Annotated in this window: 11 protein-coding genes; 5 read left to right on the plus strand and 6 right to left on the minus strand. The window is 71.1% G+C overall.

Annotated features, from left to right (window positions below; translation table 11 throughout):
- Positions 1-4: 4 nt before the first annotated feature.
- Both ACWD1U_RS28785 and ACWD1U_RS28790 read left to right on the plus strand, forming a co-directional pair.
- Positions 5-2,200 (plus strand): CDP-glycerol glycerophosphotransferase family protein, encoded by a 2,196-nt coding sequence (locus ACWD1U_RS28785; protein WP_451111845.1) that lies wholly within the window; start codon positions 5-7, stop codon positions 2,198-2,200.
- A complete protein-coding gene (locus ACWD1U_RS28790; protein WP_451111847.1) occupies positions 2,197-3,843 on the plus strand; it encodes a glycosyltransferase family 2 protein in 1,647 nt (548 codons plus the stop codon). The genes ACWD1U_RS28785 and ACWD1U_RS28790 overlap by 4 nt, the downstream gene beginning before the upstream one ends.
- Before the next feature lie 54 nt (positions 3,844-3,897).
- Here ACWD1U_RS28790 and ACWD1U_RS28795 read toward each other — a convergent pair whose 3' ends face one another.
- The 5 genes from ACWD1U_RS28795 to ACWD1U_RS28815 all read right to left on the minus strand — a co-directional run bounded on the left by ACWD1U_RS28795 (position 3,898) and on the right by ACWD1U_RS28815 (position 12,621).
- Complete coding sequence (locus tag ACWD1U_RS28795) at positions 3,898-5,364, minus strand: hypothetical protein (protein ID WP_451111849.1); 1,467 nt, start codon at positions 5,362-5,364, stop codon at positions 3,898-3,900.
- Positions 5,348-5,806, minus strand: a complete 459-nt coding sequence (locus ACWD1U_RS28800) for a GtrA family protein (RefSeq protein ID WP_451111851.1) — start codon at positions 5,804-5,806, stop codon at positions 5,348-5,350. Before ACWD1U_RS28800 ends, ACWD1U_RS28795 begins: the two co-directional genes overlap by 17 nt.
- A 113-nt stretch (positions 5,807-5,919) precedes the next feature.
- The gene (locus tag ACWD1U_RS28805; protein WP_451111853.1) at positions 5,920-10,872 is read right to left on the minus strand and encodes an NAD-glutamate dehydrogenase; all 4,953 of its coding nucleotides are present in this window, start codon (positions 10,870-10,872) and stop codon (positions 5,920-5,922) included.
- 494 nt (positions 10,873-11,366) lie between these two features.
- Entirely contained in the window at positions 11,367-12,032 is a 666-nt protein-coding gene (locus ACWD1U_RS28810; RefSeq protein ID WP_451111855.1) for an HAD family hydrolase, read from the minus strand.
- A gap of 73 nt (positions 12,033-12,105) precedes the next feature.
- Positions 12,106-12,621: a DUF6912 family protein gene (locus ACWD1U_RS28815; RefSeq protein WP_451111856.1), complete on the minus strand. Its 516-nt coding sequence runs from the start codon at positions 12,619-12,621 to the stop codon at positions 12,106-12,108.
- 310 nt (positions 12,622-12,931) lie between these two features.
- On the opposite strand from ACWD1U_RS28815, the gene ACWD1U_RS28820 reads away from it, so the two are divergent.
- Positions 12,932-13,924, plus strand: coding sequence for an Rv3235 family protein (locus ACWD1U_RS28820; protein ID WP_451111858.1), 993 nt, complete (start codon positions 12,932-12,934; stop codon positions 13,922-13,924).
- A gap of 107 nt (positions 13,925-14,031) precedes the next feature.
- Here ACWD1U_RS28820 and secA read toward each other — a convergent pair whose 3' ends face one another.
- Positions 14,032-16,878, minus strand: a complete 2,847-nt coding sequence (secA, locus tag ACWD1U_RS28825) for a preprotein translocase subunit SecA (protein ID WP_451111859.1) — start codon at positions 16,876-16,878, stop codon at positions 14,032-14,034.
- A 280-nt stretch (positions 16,879-17,158) separates the two neighbouring features.
- On the opposite strand from secA, the gene ACWD1U_RS28830 reads away from it, so the two are divergent.
- Positions 17,159-17,728, plus strand: coding sequence for a GNAT family N-acetyltransferase (locus ACWD1U_RS28830; protein WP_451111861.1), 570 nt, complete (start codon positions 17,159-17,161; stop codon positions 17,726-17,728).
- A gap of 242 nt (positions 17,729-17,970) precedes the next feature.
- The gene (locus tag ACWD1U_RS28835; RefSeq protein ID WP_451111863.1) at positions 17,971-19,143 is read left to right on the plus strand and encodes a winged helix-turn-helix domain-containing protein; all 1,173 of its coding nucleotides are present in this window, start codon (positions 17,971-17,973) and stop codon (positions 19,141-19,143) included.
- Position 19,144 lies beyond the last annotated feature (1 nt).

Below are 19,144 nucleotides of genomic sequence, written 5' to 3' on the forward strand. Positions count from 1 at the left end.
CGTGATGCCCGAGCTCAGCATCATCGTCCACGGGCCGAACGTGCAGGGCCACCTGACGGAACTCCTCGACTCCCTCGCCGCCCACCCCCTGCCGGACGCCGAGCTGATCGTGGCCGCGGTCGGCGACTGGGCCCGGGAGACGGCCGAACGGCACACCCCGGACGTCCAGGTCGTGCCGCTGCCCGACGGCACGGCCGACGCCGCGGCCCGGGCGGCGGGCGCGGCACGGGCCTCCGGGCACTGGCTGCACTTCGTCCACGCCAAGGACGGCCTGCCCGCCGGCACCCCGCGCACGGTTGCCGAGCGGGTCGCCGAACTCCCGGCCGAGGTGGACGTCCTGCTCCTGGACCACCTCCGCAGCACCTGGCACACCTCCGGCATGCCCTCCCCGGACGGCTCCCTGCTCGCCCGGGCGGGCCGTGCCGACGTCGCCCTCGACGACTGCGCGCCCCTGCTGCGGCTGACCCCGCTGCTCGGCACCCGCGTGCTGCGCGCGGACTTCTGGCGGGCGCACGAGCAGCAACTCACCACCGACGACGAGCCGTACGCCGCGCTGGCCGCCCTGCTGCTCGCCGACCGCGTCGCCTGCCTGCCGCACGTCGCCTACGAGGACCGCCGACTGCGCCCCGCGAGTCTGCCCCCGGTCACGCCCGAGCAGCGCTACGGCCTCGTCGAGCGCTACGAGTCCCTCCTCGACCTCACCCGTGACCGCCGCGCCGCGCACACCGTGCTCTACGACGTGATGGTCCGTGACTGCCTGCGTACCTTCGCCCGCGGTGGCATGGAGGATGAAGTCGCGCGGGAGTTCTTCCGCCGGGCGTCCCTGGCCGCCCTGCGCCGCCGCCCCGAGGGCCACCGCCGCCCGGCCGGCCTGGAAGGCGTCCGCCGCTCCCTGCTGGAGGAGGGCGCGTACGCAAAGTACCGGGCCTTCCAGGCCGTCAACCGCACCCGCCGCACCGCCAGGTCGGTCGTGCGGACCCGCAAGCGCCAGGTCGGCGCCAAGCTCCGCGACCACCAGTACCGCAGGGCACTCGGCCGCCCCGTGAACCCCCATCTGGCGGTGTTCTCGGCGTACTGGAACCGCGGGGTCGCCTGCAACCCGGCCGCGATCGCCGCCAAGCTCGCCGAACTCGCCCCGCAGATCCACCCGGTGTGGGTGGTGACCGGGGAGAGCGCGGCCCTCCTCCCGCCCGGAACCGACCATGTCGTGCCCGGCACCCGCCGCTACTGGGAAGTGCTGGCGAGCGCCAAGTACCTGGTCAACAACGTCAACTTCCCCAACGCGGTGGTCAAACGCCCGGACGCGATCCACGTCCAGACCCACCACGGCACACCGCTGAAGCGCATGGGCCTGGACCAGATGGCGTACCCGGCGGCCGCGAAGGGCATGGACTTCCAGGCGCTGCTGGAACGCATCGACAAGTGGGACTACAGCGTCTCCGCCAACAGCCACACCACCCGCATGTGGGAGCGCGCCTACCCCTCGCACTACGTCTCCCTGGACCACGGCTATCCGCGCAACGACGTCTACTACACCGCCGGCGCCGCCGACATCCGCGCGATCCGCGACCGCCTCGGCATCGCCCCGGGCGACCGGGCCGTCCTCTACGCGCCCACCCACCGCGACTACGAGGCCGGCTGGACGCCCCGCCTGGACCTCGCGGCCCTCGCCGACCGCCTCGGCGAGGACACGGTCCTGCTCGTCCGCGGCCACTACTTCTACGGCGGCGCCGCCTCCCCCCTCAGCAACCTGCGCCGCACGGGCCGGATCATCGACGTCTCCTCCTACGACCCGGTGGAGGAGCTGTGCCTGGCGGCCGACGCCCTGGTCACGGACTACTCCTCGATCATGTTCGACTACGCCAACCTCGACCGGCCGATCGTCATCCACGCCGACGACTGGGAGACGTACCGCACGACCCGCGGCGTCTACTTCGACCTGATGGCCGAGGCCCCGGGCCCGGTGGCACGCACCCAGCAGGAGCTGACGGAGATCCTCACCACCGAGGCCTGGCGCGACGAGGGCGCCGCGAAGACCCGGGCCGTCTTCCGGCGCCGGTTCTGCGAGTACGACGACGGACGCGCCGCCGAACGCGTCGTACGCCGGGTCTTCCTCGGCCAGGACGAGGGGGACCTGCCGCCGGTGCTGCCGCTCGACGAGCGCACCCCCGCCCCGACCCCGCAGGAGGCGACCGCATGAGCACCCCCGACGTCACCGTGACGGTCATCGTCCACAACGACGCCGAACGCCTCACCCGCGCGGTCGACTCGGTGCGCCGGCAGACCCACCCGAACCTCGAGATCGTCATCAGCGACGACCACTCGACGGACGGGACACCGGAGGTGGCCAGGCGGCTGGCGGCCCAGGACCCCCGCATCCGCTACCTCCGTCTGGAGCGGAACAGCGGCGGCTGCAGCGCACCCCGCAACCGGGCCCTGGAGATCGCCCGGGCGCCGTTGCTGATGTTCCTCGACAGCGACGACGAACTCCCCGACAACGCCGTCGAACTGCTGCTCGCCGCGCACCGGGAACGCGAGCTCGACTTCGCGATGGGCGCGGTGCAGCGGGTCCGGGTGGACAACGGCCGCCGCTCGACGTGGATGCCGCACCTGGTCGCCGAGCGCCGCACCCTCGACGGCATCGAGGCCGACCCGCGCCTGCTCTTCGAGCACCTGTCGACCAGCAAGATGTACAGCCGCGCCTTCCTCGACCGGCACGGCCTGCGCTTCCCCGAGGGCATCCACTACGAGGACCAGCTGTTCTCGGCGCAGGCGTACTGCCTGGCCGAGAGCTTCACGATCATCCCGGAGCCGGTCTACCGCTGGTACGTGGCCCCCTTCGCGGCCTCGGAGGCGGCCTCGATATCCAACCAGCGGCACAAGCTCGCCAACGTCCGGGACCGGATCCACGTCCAGCACCTCATCGACGCGTTCCTCGCCGAGAGCGGGCACGCCTCGCTGCGCGAGGACAAGGACCACAAGTTCCTCAAGCACGACTTCCGGATGTACGCCGGTGACCTGCCCTACCGGGACGACGCCTGGCTGACGTCCTTCGCGGACCTCGTCACCCCCTACCTCGACACCCTCGCCCCGGGCGCGTTCGCCCGCCTTCCCCGTGCCGAGCGCGTGGTCCTCCAGCTGATCCGCGACCGACGCCTGCCGGAGGCCCGACTGGCGGCCCGGGTCCTGGGCCACGGCGTGGCACCGCGGCACGTGACGACGGATGAGGAAGGCCGCACCTACTGGGGCGAGAAGGTCCCCGCGTCGGAGTGGTCCCGCCGCGAACTGGACGTCACCGACCTCGAGTTGGAGACGCGCCCCTTCCCGAGCGCCCAGTTCCGCCACGAGATCACGGACATCACCAGAGGCCCGGGCGCTTCGATCGACCTCACGATCCGCACGTACGACCCGGCGCTGCGCCTCCCCGTCGGCCCCCGGCGCGCGACACTCCTCATCGCCCCGGGCGGCCGCCGCCTCAGCGTCCACTTCCGTCTCTCCCCGCTCCGCCCGGGCATCTTCGAGGGCCACGTCCACCTGGACCTGGCGGCAGCCTCCCTCCCCGTCCAGGGCTTCGCGGGGATCCGCCACCCCCTGCTCCGCCTCCAGCACCAGGGCCTGTCCCACACGGGCCTTCTCCTGGCCCCCTTGACCTTCCCGACCCTGACGACACGCGTACCGTCCCACCACCTGACGGTGGAACCGGAGGGTCACGGCCCGGGCCGCCTGCAGGTCCGCTGGGAGCCGGTGGGCGTGACGGCCAGGGTGATTCGCCCGCTGGTCCGCCGAGCGGCCCGGCCGAGGGTGAAGAGGGCGGTGCGGTTGGTGGCGAGCGCGCTCGGGTAGACCGCGCCGCCGGGGCGACACCCCTCGCGCCTCTCCAGGCGGGCCGCGCCTGATTCACCGCACCACCGCGTACAGCACCTGCCCCTGCGGCCCCCGGACCACCTCCCGCAGCCCGGCGGCCCGCGCACCCACCCCCGCGACAACCCACCGCACGCCGTACTCCCGCAGAATCTCCCGCCGTTCCTTCTCCGGCGTCCCGGCCGCGAAGTACCGCCGCACAGCCCGCTCCCGGCCCGCCTCGTCCGGCAGGAAGAAGTCGGGGTACCCGGGCGCCACCGTGTACGCCCCGTACGCCGGGATCTGCCGGGCCGGCCGCCCCGCCCGGGCCATCACCACGTCCCCGTACTTCACCCAGGGCGTCATCCAGTGGTACCCCGCCCACGGCCGCCGGTACCTCTCCGCGACGGCCTCCGGCAGAAGGCCTGGCTTGACGACGTACCCGACCGTCCCCACCTGCGTCCACGCGCCCAGTGCCAGCGCCGCGCCCAGCACACACGCCCACCCCACCCGCACGGCACGTCGCCCGGCTCCCACCACCTCCAGCCCCGCCGCGATCTGCGCCGGGATCAACGCCGCCGGCAAGGCCCGCCCCCACGAGTAGTGCCCGCTCAGCCCACCCGCCGCCACCACGACCACCCCGAGCACGAAGAACAGCACCAGCGGATCCCACCGGTCCCGCCCCCAACGCACCCCGAGGGCGACCACCCCGAGCAGCACCAGCCAGTACCGCCCGATCAGGTCGTCGTACAACGGCCGGTGCACCGCCTCCAGCCCGTCCCCCGCTCCGAGCAGCGCGAAGAAGTCGTAGTACGGCCACAGGAGCAGCACCCCGAGCCCGACCGCCAGGCCGCCCCCGAGCCGCAGCCACACGCTCCGGTCCGGCCGCGCGGCGACCACCGTCGCGATCACCCCCAGCGACGCCACCACGCCCGAGAACTGATGGCACAGCAGGATCACCGCCCACAGCACCCCGAGCCCGAGCCACGCCCCCGGCCCGGCGTCACCGCGCACCGCCCGCCCCAGCCACGCCCAGAGGTGAAACGCGAGCCCCAGCGCGAACACGCTCGGGTACGACACCGTCAGGGCGAGCGAGTTGAGCCCGTAGAAGCCGCTCCAGTTGAACAGGGCCGTCCCCCACAGCAACAACAGACTCAGCACGGCCAGGGCGGGCGCGGCGCGATGGCCGCTCAGCGTCCGTACGTACCGCCACACCCCCGTCACCAGCAACCCGAGCCCGGCCAGCGCTCCCAGCCGCAGCACCACGAAGACGGACAGGTCGCTCACCCGTGCGAGGCAGCCGAGCACCAGCATCCAGGGCGAGTAGTACGGGCTCGGCGTGGCCGCGTCGACGAGCGGATTGCCCGGGGCGACGAGACTGTGGCGCAGACGCTGGATGGTCGCCGCGTGCATCCCGAGGTCCCCGGCCCACGGCAGCCGGACGATGACCAGGAGCAGGAGCAGGACGACCACCGCGGCGGCGGCCTGCGCGGCGACGACGGCCGGCCTAGGCGCGGCGCGCATCGTGCTGGAACACCCAGGTCCGGTAGACGAGGAAGCGGAAGGCGGAGGCCAGGAGGATGGACAGCGCCTTGACCGCGTTCGATTCGAACGGCCCGGCCAGCCCGAGCCCGTGATAGCCCGCGTAGAACAGGCCGCTCTCCATGACGACACCGATCCCGCTGAAGGCGAAGAACAGCACGATCTGGCTCCGGGTCCGGGACGCCCGGTCGCGGTAGGTGACGTACCGGAAGCCGAGGTAGTTGCTGCTCATGGCGACCAGACTGGCCAGCACGGTGGCCACCATGGCGGGCCAGAGCAGCCCGTGCAGGAGCACGTTGAACACCAGGAGGTTCACGGCCACACCGCTGCCGCCGACCAGCGCGAAGTTCACCACTTCGAGGACGACGCGCCGGATCGGCCGGGCGGGAGCGGCCACGCGCTCCTCGGACAAATTCACAGTCACGCCCCAAGCCTTAGCCGGATTCGGTAAGTCCTCCACTCGAATCGCCCTAAAGCGGGCCAAGAACAAGCGCCCCGGGCCGGCACCGGCCCGGGGCGCTCAGAACGCCGTACGCCCTACGAGTGCGTCCGCAGCAACGTCCTCATCGTGCGCATCGCCACCGACAGGTTGGCGAGGTCGAACGCGTCGGAGCTCTGGATCTCCTCCAGTGTGCTGCGCGCCCGGCCGAGGATCGCCGCGTTCTTCTGCTCCCAGGCCTTGTAGCGCTGCTCGGGCGTCGAGCTGCCGTCGCCCACCGCGAGGACGTCGGCGGTCAGCGCCGCGTGCGCCGCGTACAGGTCCTCGCGGATGGCCGCGCGGGCCATGGACTGCCAGCGGTCGGCGCGGGGCAGCTCGATGATGCGGTCCATGAGCTGGGTGATGCGCAGCCGGTCGGCGAGGTCGTAGTAGACCTCGGCGACGTCCATCGGCTCCCGGCCCATCCGGTCCGCGACCGAGACGATGTCCAGTGTCGGGAAGGCGGAGGAGAAGCCCGCCACCCGCGTGGCGAGTTCGTCCGGGACGCCCGCGTCCGTCAGCTCGTCGTGGATCTTCTGGTACCACTCCAGGTCGGCGCCGCGCAGCAGCTTCGGCAGCTGCCCCCAGACCTGCTCGACCCGGTCGGCGAAGAAGTCGACCGTCTCCGCCAGCTGCAGCGGCTGCGGCCGGTTGTTGAGCAGCCAGCGCGTGCCGCGCTCCACCAGGCGCCGGGAGTGCAGCCGGATCCGGGTCTGGACATCGGCCTCGACCTTGTTGTCGAGCGCCTCCACCCCGTCCCACACCGGGTACTGGCGGAAGATCTCCCGGGCCGCGGTCTGCGCCCGCACGATCTCCTCCAGCGACGCCCCGGTCTCCTCGCGCAGGCGGTGCAGATACGTCGTTCCGCCCGTGTTGACCGTGTCGTTGACCAGGACCGTCGTGGTGATCTCGCGGCGCAGCGGGTGGCCGTCGAGCCGGTCGGGGAACTGCTCGCGCAGCTCGGTCGGGAAGTACGCGTGCAGCAGACCCTTGAGGTAGGGGTCGTCCGGCAGCGAGGTGTGCAGCAGTTCCTCGGCGACCGTGATCTTCGTGTACGCCAGCAGGACGGCCGTCTCCGGGCCGGTCAGGCCCTGGCCCTGGGCGAGGCGCTCGCGGATCTGCCGGTCGGTGGGCAGGAACTCCAGCGCCCGGTCGAGGTGCCTCTCCCTGACCAGGTGCTTCATGAAGCGCTGCTGGGCGTGCAGCATGGCGCCGGACTGGGCGAGGGCGTTGGCGATCGCCGTGTTCTGCGCGTAGTTGTTGCGCAGCACCAGGTGGCCGACTTCGTCGGTCATGTCGGCGAGCAGCTTGTTGCGCTGCTTGACGGTCATGTCGCCGTCCGCGACCAGGCCGTTGAGCAGGATCTTGATGTTCACCTCGTGGTCGGAGGTGTCCACGCCCGCGCTGTTGTCGATGGCGTCGGTGTTGATCCGGCCGCCGTGCAGCGCGAACTCGATCCGGCCGAGCTGGGTCAGGCCCAGGTTGCCGCCCTCGCCGACGACCTTGACGCGCAGGTCCTTGCCGTCGACGCGGATGGCGTCGTTGGCCTTGTCGCCGACGTCGGCGTTGGACTCGGCCGAGGACTTGACGTACGTGCCGATGCCGCCGTTCCACAGCAGGTCCACCGGGGCCTGGAAGATCGCCTTCATCAGGTCGGCGGGGGTCAGTTTGGTGACCTTGGCCTCGATGCCGAGGGCCTCGCGGATGTGGGCGTTGACCGGGATCGCCTTGGCCGTGCGCGGGAAGATGCCGCCGCCGGCCGACAGCAGCTCCTTGTCGTAGTCCTCCCAGCTGGAGCGGGGCAGCTCGAACAGGCGGCGGCGCTCGGCGTAGGAGGTGGCGGCGTCCGGGTTCGGGTCGATGAAGATGTGCCGGTGGTCGAAGGCGGCCACCAGCCGGATGTGCTCGGAGAGCAGCATGCCGTTGCCGAACACGTCGCCGGACATGTCGCCGATGCCGACGACCGTGAAGTTCTCGGTCTGGGTGTCCACGCCCAGCTCCCGGAAGTGCCGCTTGACGGACTCCCAGGCGCCGCGGGCGGTGATGCCCATGCCCTTGTGGTCGTAGCCTGCGGAGCCGCCGGAGGCGAACGCGTCGCCGAGCCAGAAGTTGTACTTCTCGGCGACCCCGTTGGCGATGTCGGAGAAGGTCGCGGTGCCCTTGTCGGCGGCGACGACGAGGTAGGTGTCGTCCTCGTCGTGCCGGACCACGTCGGCCGGGGGCACGACCTCGCCGGCGACCATGTTGTCGGTGATGTCGAGCAGTGCCGAGATGAACGTCTTGTAGCTGGCGATGCCCTCGGCCATCCACGCGTCCCGGTCGACGCTCGGGTCGGGCAGCTGCTTGGCGACGAAGCCGCCCTTGGCACCGACCGGCACGATGACGGTGTTCTTCACCATCTGCGCCTTGACCAGGCCGAGGATCTCCGTGCGGAAGTCCTCACGCCGGTCGGACCAGCGCAGGCCACCGCGCGCGACCTTGCCGAAGCGCAGGTGCACGCCCTCGACGCGCGGCGAGTACACCCAGATCTCGAACGCCGGGCGCGGCGCCGGCAGGTCGGGGATGGCCTGCGGGTCGAACTTCATGGAGACGTAGTCGTGCGGCTTGCCGCCCGCCGCCTCCTGGAAGAAGTTGGTCCGCAGCGTCGCCTTGATGACGGTGAGGAAGGACCGGAGGATCCGGTCCTCGTCGAGGGAGGCCACCTGGTCGAGGGCCGCGTCGACCTCTTCGAGCAGCGCGTCCACGATCTCGTGTCCCGCGCGCTGCCGGTCCGGCGACATCCGCGCCTCGAACAGGGAGACGAGCAGGCGGGTGGTGTGGACGTTGTTGCGGAGGGTGTCCTCCATGTAGTCCTGGCTGAACGTCGACGCCGCCTGCCGCAGGTACTTCGCGTACGCCCGCAGCACCGTCGCCTGCCGCCAGGTCAGCCCGGCGCTCAGCACGAGGGCGTTGAAGCCGTCGTTCTCCGCCTTGCCGGTCCAGGTGGCGGCGAAGGCGTCCTGGAACCGCTCACGGGCGTCGTCGCCGAGGTAGTCGCCGCCGTTCCGCGAGCGGGGCATGCGCAGGCCGAAGTCGTAGATCCAGGCCACGCTCCGGTCCGGGCAGCGCAGGTCGTAGGGCCGCTCGTCGACGACCTCGACGCCGAGCCGGTTGAGGACCGGCAGCACGGCCGACAGGGAGATCGCGTCACCCGTGCGGTAGATCTTGAAGCGCCGCTCCTCGGGGGCGGCACCCACCGGCTCGTACAGACTGAGCGCGAAGTCAGTGCCCTCCTCGGCGTTCAGCTGTTCGAGGTGGATGAGGTCGGCGACCGCGGCGCGCGGGTTGTGGTCGGCCTTGTAGCCCTCGGGGAAGGCGTGCGCGTACCGGCGCATCAGTTCCGCCGCGTGCTCCTCGCCGAGCTCGGCGTTGAGCGCCTCGGCGAAGGCGTCCTCCCAGGAGCGGGCGGCCTCCACCAGCCGGGCCTCGATGCGCTCCTTGTCGGCGTCGGACAGCTGCTCCAGCTCGGTGCCCTGCGGGACCCGGACCACGAAGTGCAGCCGCGAAAGGATCGACTCGGTGTTCCACGCCGTGAAGTCGACGCTGATGCCGCCGAGCTCCTCCTTCAGGATCTCGATGATCCGCAGGCGGACGGCCGTGGTGTAGCGGTCGCGCGGGAGGTAGACGAGGGCCGAGTAGTAGCGGCCGTACTCGTCCTGGCGCAGGTAGAGCCGGAGACGCCGGCGCTCCTGCAGGTAGAGCACGGAGGTGACGATGGCCCGCAGCTCGTCGACCGGGGTCTGGAACAGCTCGTCGCGCGGATACGTCTCCAGGATCTGCAGCAGGTCGCGCCCGTCGTGGCTGTTGGGCGAGAACCCGGCCTGCTCCAGGACCTCCTCGACCTTGCGCCGGATCACGGGGACCCGGCGCACGGACTCGGTGTAGGCGGCGGAGGAGAACAGTCCGAGGAACCGGCGTTCACCGACGACATTGCCGTCGGCGTCGAACTTCTTCACCCCGATGTAGTCCAGGTACGACGGCCGGTGCACGGTCGCCCGGCTGTTCGCCTTGGTCAGCACGAGCAGCTTGTGCTCACGCGCCTTGGCCCGGGCGTCGGCGGGCAGCCGCTCGAACGACGGGCTGACCGGGTGGCTCTCCTCGGCGGCGTGGTGCGGGTCCGCGCGCAGTATGCCGAGCCCGGTGCCGGGGACGGCGGCCAGCGAGTCGTCGTCGCGCAGCTGGTACTCGCGGTAGCCGAGGAACGTGAAGTGGTCGTCGGCCAGCCAGCGCAGCAGCTCGCGGGCCTCCTCGACCTGGGGTCCGGGCAGGTCGCCGGGGATGGGCTCGTCCGGCAGCCCCTCCGCCAGCCGGATCGCCGCGTCCCGCATCTTGCCCCAGTCCTCGACGGCCTCACGGGCGTCGGACAGCACGCGCAGCAGGTCGGCGGTGATCTGCTTCAGATCGGCGCGGTCGGTCTCGCGGTCGATCTCGACGTGGATCCAGGACTCGACGTGCGCGTCGTGCGGGAGGTCGCCGGTGGCCGGGGTGGGCAGCAGCTCGATGAGCTTTCCGGTGACGTCGCGCCGCACCACGAACTGGGGGTGGATGACCACGTGGATCCCGCGCCCCTGCCGCGTCAGCTCGTTGGTGACGGAGTCGACGAGGAAGGGCATGTCGTCGGTGACGACTTCCACGACCGAGTGGCTGCAGGTCCACCCGTTCTCTTCGACGGTGGGAGTGTGCACCCGCACGTTGGCCGTGCCCTGGGGGCGGTTCTCGGCCAGCCGGTAGTGCGATACGGCGGCTCCGAAGACATCGACCGGGTCGCGGTCGGCGAGGTCCTCCGGGGCCGTGTGCAGGTAGTAGCGCTGGAGGAACGTGAGCAGGGACTCGCGGTCCGGAGCTTCCTGGGCGTCTGGGGTCTCCTCGCCCGTCGACCCGGTCGGTAGGTGCCCCCCGACCGGGCTGTTCTCAGCTACCCGGGTGGCCCTCTCGAGCAACTCGGCCTTGGCTTCGTCCAGCTTGGTCTGCATTGTCCTCTGGCTCCTGTCGCGCGCCTTTGCGTGACGTAGAAGGAAGTACGGCCTCTGCGCTTACGACGTCACGTCGTGACACGGGGTATCCGGTCTGTGCCGACGCTATGCCGCAAGGTGAGATGAGCGGGGGTGTCTGAGCCATTCTTGAGCTGCTCCACCGGTGTGACGCTGCCCTCTGTGACGCCTGGGTCCGGGTGGCGCTCGGCGTCCCGGGAGTCTGTGATGCCCCGACCCGCCCGCGAAGACCAGCGACCGCCGCCCGGACACGGATGTCGTCCGTGCTCTCCGGGCGCAGGGCAGGGACGACGATGTCCCCGCGAACTATCGCGCTGATCACGCCACCAAGGCTATCGCTCCCGACGGGGGCCCCGTCATGAGCCGTATGTGTACAAAACCAGCCGTGGAAGTTTGACGTTCTGCACAGTGCCGCCGCGGGAAGACGGACTCAGCAGCGCCCCATCGGCCTCAACAGCGACACCGAGCGCCTCTGGCTAGGCCGCCAGCTGCTCCGCCTCAGCGACCGCTTCCTCCAGCGTGTCCACCACAGGCACTCCCACCGCTTCCAGGCTCGCCCGACTGTGCGACCCCCCGGTGTACAGCACAGCCCGCGCCCCCACATGCAGCGCGGCCACCGCATCGTCCGCGGCGTCCCCGATCACCACCGTGCGCTCAGGGTCCACCCCAGTCAGCGACCCCAGATGCCGCACCATGTGCTCGGCCTTGCTGCCCCCGGACGGCCCGGTCCGCCCGTCCACCCGTATGAAGTGCGGCTCGATCCCGAACCCCCGCACCAGCGGCACGAGCTCCTCGTGCACGTACATGCTCAGAATCGACTGGCTGCGCCCCGTGGACCGCCACCCGGCCAGCAGCTCCACGGCCCCCACGGTCAGCCCGCAGGCCGTCCGATGCTCGGCGTAGTACCGATGGAAGACGTCATCCATGGCCTCCCACTCGGCCTCGGTCGGCAGCCGCCCCATCAGCCGCTCGTAGAACTTCGGCACCGGCACGCAGTACAGCTCCCGGTACTGCTCCAGCGTCAGCGGCGCCAGCCCCAGCTCGGCGAACGCCGCGTTCGTCGCCCCGATGATCGCGTCGATGTCATGGAACAGCGTCCCGTTCCAGTCCCAGACAATGTGCGCGCCCGTCTTCGTCCCCATGCCCCAGAACGTACCCGCCCCCACTGACAATCAAGAGAGCGGCACCTCAACGCGCCCCCGCCGGGAGGTTCGCTCAGTCCTCGCGCCCCACCAGGTTCGGGATCTCCTGCGTGGCGAACCACAGCAGCTCGTGGTCCTCCGCCCCGTCCACCACGAACCGCGCGTCGTCGTCCCCGCCGTCCGCCGCCGGCAGCGCATCGGCCGCCGCCGTCACGTCCGCCTCCGCGTCCGCCGCGTCGACATGCACCGACGCCGCCTTGCTCAGCGGCATCGGCCCCGCGACCCGCACCTCCCCCAGCGCCGCCGGATCGAGCCCCCGGTCGGGGTCCGCGCTCGCGGCCCGGTCGGCCACGTCGACGGCGACCACGACCCGGCGCCGCGGCGCCTGCGGGTCGGCCGCCAGCAGCCGCAGCGAGGCCAGCGCGGCCCTGCTCAGCGCCGCGTACTCCAGTTCCTCGATGTCGTCGGAGAGGTACCACTCGCGCAGCCCGGGCGTCACGGCGTACGCGACGAACGGCCCGTCCGCGAGCTCGCCCGTTTTGTACGCCTCGGCGAGACCGGGGAGGGTCAGGGGCACGTAGACACGCATGGCTGGCCGCTTTCGTGGGGGGCGGAGGGCTACGGAGGGCCTTCAGGATACGTGCGGGGCGTCCCCTTTCGAGTCCCGCCCCGTGACGCCGGACGCGTCCACCCCGGGCCCAGAATTCACCCGCCGCACCCCCGTGGCTGCGGGCTTCACCCCCGAGACATCACCCGGATAAGTGAACCTCCCGGCGCCGCCGACGCGAGCTCCGTCTCCTTGCTCCGGTCCCGACCCACCCCGTACAAGATCCCCAACCTGAAGTTACTCCCCGGTATCCGCCGGGCCCACGAAACGGGGACCCCCGATGCACAAGGTCATGACCAGGGCACACCGCCCGGCCTCCCGCCCCCCGGTCCGCCGGGACCAGCGCGGCCCCGGCACCACAGCCGTGTCCCGCGCCCCGGGCAGCACCGCGGCCCGCGCCCCGCGCACCACGGCCCCACCCGCGGCCGGCACCCCGGTCTCAGGCGCGACGGGCGCCACGCCCCCGGCGACCACCGCCGGCCCCGCCCCACGCACGACCGGCACCACGCCCCCACCCGCTACGGACCCCACTGTCGGCAGCACCGTCCGACGCACCACGGGCACCACCGCTCCACCCACCGCCGGCAGCACCGCCCTGCCGCGCACCTCCGGCGGTACCACCCCACCCCGTACCCCCGGCGGCGGCTCCATCCGTACAACGGCGGCCGACGGTCGCCCCCCGGCCTCCACCCGCGCCGAGCGCCCTCGCACCCGCCCCATCGACACGCGCCCACCGGCCGCTTCCGGCACCCGCCGACCGCCTCTCCACGGCGCGCGCACAGCACTCCACAGCGCTCCGCACAGCGCTTCCTCGACGCCCACCCGAGCCATCACCCCTGCGCCCTCGGACGCCGCCTCCCCGGCGTCCGTGAAGACCACCACCCCGGCCTCCCCGCAGACCACCCCTCGCGTCCCGCCGCAGAGCCCCCGCCGGCCGATCCCCCACCCCCTCCCCACCGACCTCTTCGCCGATCTCCTCCTCGCCGTCCTGAGCGGCCAACGCCCCGTCCACTCGATGCTCCGCCACACCCGCGGCCGCGCCTACGACGAACTGGCCTGGCTGGCCGAACGCGGCCCCCTGCGCACCCGCGGTGTCCGCCCCGTCGTCCGGGACATCGGCTACTTCGAACCCCGCCCGGGGGCCATCGAGGCCTTCGCCCGGATCGGTGCCGGCGACCGACTGCGCGCGATGGCCTTCCGTCTGGAACTCGGCCAGGACCGCCGCTGGCGCTGCACGGCCGTGGAACTCGGCGGCCCCCGCCCACCGCGTGCCGAGGCCGACTGAACCGCCCGGGTTCGCACCCGGCGGCCTGGCCGGCCCACGGGAAAGCCGAAGGGCCGGACACCCTCGGGTGTCCGGCCCTTCAAGCCACTACCGTGCCTCGGTGGGCGTCACTTCTTGCGACGCCCCCGGCCCTTCGCCTGCTTCCGGCGCTCCGCGCGCGTGAGGCCGTCGGCCTCGGAACGCACCGGCTCGCCGTCCTCGGTGAAGTCGCCCTCGATGGTGCCGCCCTCACCGTCGACGGTCGGCGCCGAGAAGTGGAGGTTGCGCCGCTGGGGGACGTCGAGCCCCTTGGCGCGGATCTCCGGCCGCGCACCGGCCTGCGCCGGCACCGCGTCGTGCTTCTCCAGGTCGGCCACCGGCTTGGTGTCCTCGACCGGGACCTCCTCGACCTGCTGCTCGACCTGGACCTCCAGGTTGAACAGGTAACCGACGGACTCCTCCTTGATGCCGTCCATCATGGCCTGGAACATGTCGAAGCCCTCGCGCTGGTACTCGACCAGCGGGTCCTTCTGCGCCATCGCGCGCAGGCCGATGCCCTCCTGGAGGTAGTCCATCTCGTAGAGGTGCTCGCGCCACTTGCGGTCGAGGACCGACAGCACGACCCGGCGCTCCAGCTCACGCATGATCTCGGAGCCGAGCTGCGCCTCACGCGCCTGGTACTGCTCGTGGATGTCGTCCTTGATGGAGTCACCGATGAACTCCGCGGTCAGCCCGGCCCGGTCGCCGGCCGCCTCCTCGAGCTCCTCGACCGTGACGTTGCACGGGTAGAGCTGCTTGAAGGCACCCCACAGCCGGTCGAGGTCCCAGTCCTCGGGGAAGCCCTCGGCGGTCTCGGCCTGGACGTACGCGTCGATGGTGTCGTCCATGAAGTGCTGGATCTGCTCCTGCAGGTCCTCACCCTCCAGGACGCGGCGCCGCTCGCCGTAGATGACCTCGCGCTGGCGGTTGAGGACCTCGTCGTACTTCAGGACGTTCTTGCGGGTCTCGAAGTTCTGCTGCTCGACCTGCGACTGGGCGGAGGCGATCGCCCGCGTGACCATCTTGTTCTCGATCGGCACATCGTCCGGGACGTTCGCCATCGACATCACGCGCTCGACCATCTGGGCCTTGAACAGCCGCATCAGGTCGTCGCCGAGGGAGAGGTAGAAGCGGGACTCGCCCGGGTCGCCCTGACGGCCGGAACGACCGCGCAGCTGGTTGTCGATACGCCGCGACTCGTGCCGCTCGGTGCCCAGCACATAGAGGCCGCCGAGCTTCTCGACCTCGTCCTTCTCGGCCTGGACGGCCTTCTCGGCCCGCTTGAGCGCCTCGGGCAGGGCGTGCGCCCACTCCTCGATGTGCTCCTCGGGGTCGAGGCCGCGCTGGCGCAGCTCCGCCTCGGCGAGGTCCTCGGGGTTGCCGCCGAGCTTGATGTCCGTACCACGGCCGGCCATGTTCGTGGCCACCGTGACCGCGCCCTTGCGGCCGGCCTGGGCGACGATCGTCGCCTCACGGTCGTGCTGCTTGGCGTTCAGCACCTCGTGCTGGATGCCGCGCTTGCTGAGCTGCTGCGAGAGGTACTCGGACTTCTCGACCGAGGTGGTGCCGACGAGGATGGGCTGCCCCTTGCGGTGCTTCTCCTCGATGTCGTCGACTACCGCCTCGAACTTGGCGACCTCGGTCCGGTAGATCAGGTCCGACTGGTCCTTGCGGACCATCGGCCGGTTGGTCGGGATCGGCACCACGCCGAGCTTGTAGATCTGGTGGAACTCGGCGGCCTCGGTCATCGCCGTACCGGTCATACCGCACAGGCCCGGCTGTTCCTTGCCGTTGCGGTCGTGGCGCTTGTAGAGACGGAAGAAGTTCTGGAGGGTGATCGTGGCGAGGGTCTGGTTCTCGTCCTTGATCGGCACCCCCTCCTTCGCCTCGATCGCCTGGTGCATGCCCTCGTTGTAACGGCGGCCCGCGAGGATACGTCCGGTGTGCTCGTCGACGATCATGACCTCGTCGTCGATGATGACGTAGTCCTTGTCCTTCTTGAAGAGCTCCTTGGCCTTGATGGCGTTGTTCAGGTAGCCCACGAGCGGGGTGTTCACCGACTCGTAGAGGTTGTCGATGCCCAGCCAGTCCTCGACCTTGGCGACACCGGACTCGTGGATGGCGACGGTGCGCTTCTTCTCGTCGACGTCGTAGTCGCCGGTCTCCTCGATGCCCTTGAGCGGCTGGCCCGCCTCGCCGCGCTTCAGGCGCTTGACCAGCTTGGCGAAGTCGCCGTACCACTTGGTGGCCTGGTCGGCCGGGCCGGAGATGATCAGTGGCGTACGGGCCTCGTCGATGAGGATGGAGTCGACCTCGTCGACGATGGCGAAGTTGTGGCCGCGCTGGACGAGCTCGTCCTTGGACCACGCCATGTTGTCGCGCAGGTAGTCGAAGCCGAACTCGTTGTTCGTGCCGTAGGTGATGTCGCAGGCGTACTGCTCGCGGCGCTGAGCCGGCGTCATGTTGGCGAGGATGCAGCCGACGGTCAGGCCCAGGAAGCGGTGGACGCGGCCCATCATCTCGGAGTCGCGCTCGGCCAGGTAGTCGTTGACCGTGATGATGTGGACGCCGTCGCCGGACAGCGCGTTCAGATACGCCGGCAGCGTGCCGACGAGTGTCTTGCCCTCACCGGTCTTCATCTCGGCCACGTAACCCATGTGCAGGGCGGCGCCGCCCATCATCTGCACGTCGTAGTGGCGCTGGCCGAGGACGCGCTTGGCGGCCTCGCGGACCGTGGCGAACGCCTCGGGCAGCAGGTCGTCCAGGCTCTCACCGTCGGCGTACCGCTGCTTGTACTCATCGGTGAGGGCCCTCAGCTCGGCGTCGGAGAGGTCGGCGAAGTCCTCTTCGATGGAGTTGACCTGGTCCGCGATGCGGTGCAGCTTGCGCAGGATCTTGCCTTCGCCTGCACGCATGATCTTGGAGAGGACGGACACGGGGGTTGGTCTCCTTGCCGGTCGGGCCTGGGACGGTCGGTTACCACTTGACTTACTGAGCAACGGCCATCGTATGCGAGGACCCCGCCGCGCCGGGAGGGCCTGCCGAGACGGCTACCGTCCACTGCTTCAATTCTGATTCACGTCTGCTTCAAAGGGACAACGTCCGGCCCCCTCGGATGGTGCCGCATCCCTCCACCGAAATGCGCCAGGCGTGATCACTGCCTCACCGAAAGTAAAGGAATGGCGCCCGCGAGCGCCCTCCGATCAGAATCGGCCGATGGACCCCGTCACCCTCACCACGGACCGCCTCCTGCTGCGCACGGTCGGCCCCCGGGACACCGACGCGGTGTACGACGCCTGCCAGGACCCCGACATCCAGCGCTGGACCACGATCCCCTCGCCCTACTTCCGCGAACATGCCCGAGGCTTCACGGAGCAGATGGTTCCGGACGGCTGGGCGGACGGCTCCATGTTCACCTTCGGCGTCTTCCTGCACTCCGGAGAACTGGCGGGCATGCTCGGCCTCACCATGCGCGCCCTCGGCATGGCCGAGATCGGCTTCTGGGCCCCGAAGGAGCACCGCGCCGGCGGCTACATCACGGAAGCCACCCTCACCGCCTGCCGTTGGGCCTTCACGCACGCCGCGCTCGACCGCATCGAATGGCGCGCGGAGGTGGGCAACCGGGCCTCCCGCGCGGTGGCCGAACGCGCGGGCTTCACGATCGAGGGCACGCTGCGCTCCGCGACGAACAACAAGGGAGTACGCCGGGACACCTGGGTGGGTTCCCTGCTCCCCTCGGACCTGGGCCTCCCGTCGACGGCCCCGTACCTACCGGCGCCCGCATAGCTGCCCTGCAGCTCTGCAGCTCTGCAGCTCTGCAGCTCTGCAGCTCTGCAGCTCTGCAGCGGGTGATCGTGCCGCTGGGGCGACGGGCGTGCTCTGCTCGAGCGAAGCCGCGAAGCCTGGGGGGTGCAGCGGCTCCTCGCACCGCCGAGCTGCGGGCCGCCCCGCCACGGCACCAACGCCCGGCACCGAACAGCACCGCAGGTCACACCCCACTGTCAGTCCCGCCCCCTATCGTGCCGACCATGACCACCCCGCGCCCCACCGCAGACCTCTCCGCAGACGAGGCCCGCAGAATCGCGCTCCGAGCCCAAGGCTTCCTCGGCGCCCCCGACCGCCGCTCCGGCGTCCGTGGCATCCTCCGCCACCTGGGCGCGATACAGCTCGACACGATCTCGGTCCTGGCCCGCTCCCACGAACTCGTTCCGTACGCCCGTCTGGGCGCGGTGGGCCGAAAGACCGTGGAGAACGCCTACTGGCAGGACACGCACGCCTTCGAGTACTGGTCGCACGCCGCTTGCATCCTCCCCATCGAGGAGTGGCCCCACTTCGCCTTCCGCCGGCGGGCCTACCGCAACCGCCCGCACTGGAACCACGACCTCCCGGACGGCGCCTACGACCAGGTCATCAAGCAGCTCCGCTCGGAAGGCCCCCTCACGGCCACGGAGTTGGGCGGCGCGAAGAAGACGAACGACTGGTGGGACTGGTCCGGCTCCAAGGTCGCCGTCGAACGCGCCCTGATGTACGGCGAAGTGGTGTGCGTGGAGCGCCGCGGCTGGAAGCGCGTCTACGACCTCGCCGAGCGCGCGATCCCGGACGCGCTGCTGCACGACGAGCTGGACGACACCGAGTGCCTGCGCCGCCTGGTCCGTCTGGCGGGCCAGTCCCTGGGGGTCGGCACCCGCGCGGACATCGCCGACTACCATCGCCTCAAGGGTGAGCAGGTCGACGCGGTGATCGCCGACTCGGGGCTCGTCCCGGTCACGGTCGAGGGCTGGGGCAAGCCGGCCTGGGCGGACCCCGCGGCCCTGGAGGCCTCTCCGCGCGGCCGCCATCGCACGACCCTGCTGTCGCCCTTCGACTCCCTGATCTGGGAACGGGCGCGCACGGAGCGGATCTTCGGCTTCACCCACCGTCTGGAGGCCTACGTCCCCAAACCGAAGCGGGTGTACGGCTACTTCGCGATGCCGGTCCTGGCCGGCGGCCGGCTCGTCGGCCGGGTGGATCCGGCGCGCGAGGGCCGCACGCTGGTGGCCAAGCAGGTCACGTTGGACGGCCCGAGGGCGGTCCCTGCCGTCGCCCAGGCCCTGGCCGAGGCGGCGGCGTGGGTGGGCTGCGCGGACGTCCGCGTGGAGCGGGTCGACGCCCCGGAGCTGCGCGAGCCCCTCGTGAGGGAGCTGGCCCGCGCGACCGCCTGAC

This window comes from Streptomyces sp. NPDC002788 (genome assembly GCF_053592115.1).

Excerpts from the sequence above, each read along its gene's own strand:
- ACWD1U_RS28820 (WP_451111858.1), top strand. The coding sequence starts at position 12,932 with ATGACCAGGGCACACCGCCCGGCCTCCCGCCCCCCGGTCCGCCGGGAC.
- ACWD1U_RS28785 (WP_451111845.1), top strand. The coding sequence starts at position 5 with ATGCCCGAGCTCAGCATCATCGTCCACGGGCCGAACGTGCAGGGCCAC.
- ACWD1U_RS28805 (WP_451111853.1), bottom strand. The coding sequence starts at position 10,872 with ATGCAGACCAAGCTGGACGAAGCCAAGGCCGAGTTGCTCGAGAGGGCC.
- ACWD1U_RS28790 (WP_451111847.1), top strand. The coding sequence starts at position 2,197 with ATGAGCACCCCCGACGTCACCGTGACGGTCATCGTCCACAACGACGCC.
- ACWD1U_RS28815 (WP_451111856.1), bottom strand. The coding sequence starts at position 12,621 with ATGCGTGTCTACGTGCCCCTGACCCTCCCCGGTCTCGCCGAGGCGTAC.
- ACWD1U_RS28830 (WP_451111861.1), top strand. The coding sequence starts at position 17,159 with ATGGACCCCGTCACCCTCACCACGGACCGCCTCCTGCTGCGCACGGTC.
- ACWD1U_RS28795 (WP_451111849.1), bottom strand. The coding sequence starts at position 5,364 with ATGCGCGCCGCGCCTAGGCCGGCCGTCGTCGCCGCGCAGGCCGCCGCC.
- ACWD1U_RS28810 (WP_451111855.1), bottom strand. The coding sequence starts at position 12,032 with ATGGGGACGAAGACGGGCGCGCACATTGTCTGGGACTGGAACGGGACG.
- ACWD1U_RS28835 (WP_451111863.1), top strand. The coding sequence starts at position 17,971 with ATGACCACCCCGCGCCCCACCGCAGACCTCTCCGCAGACGAGGCCCGC.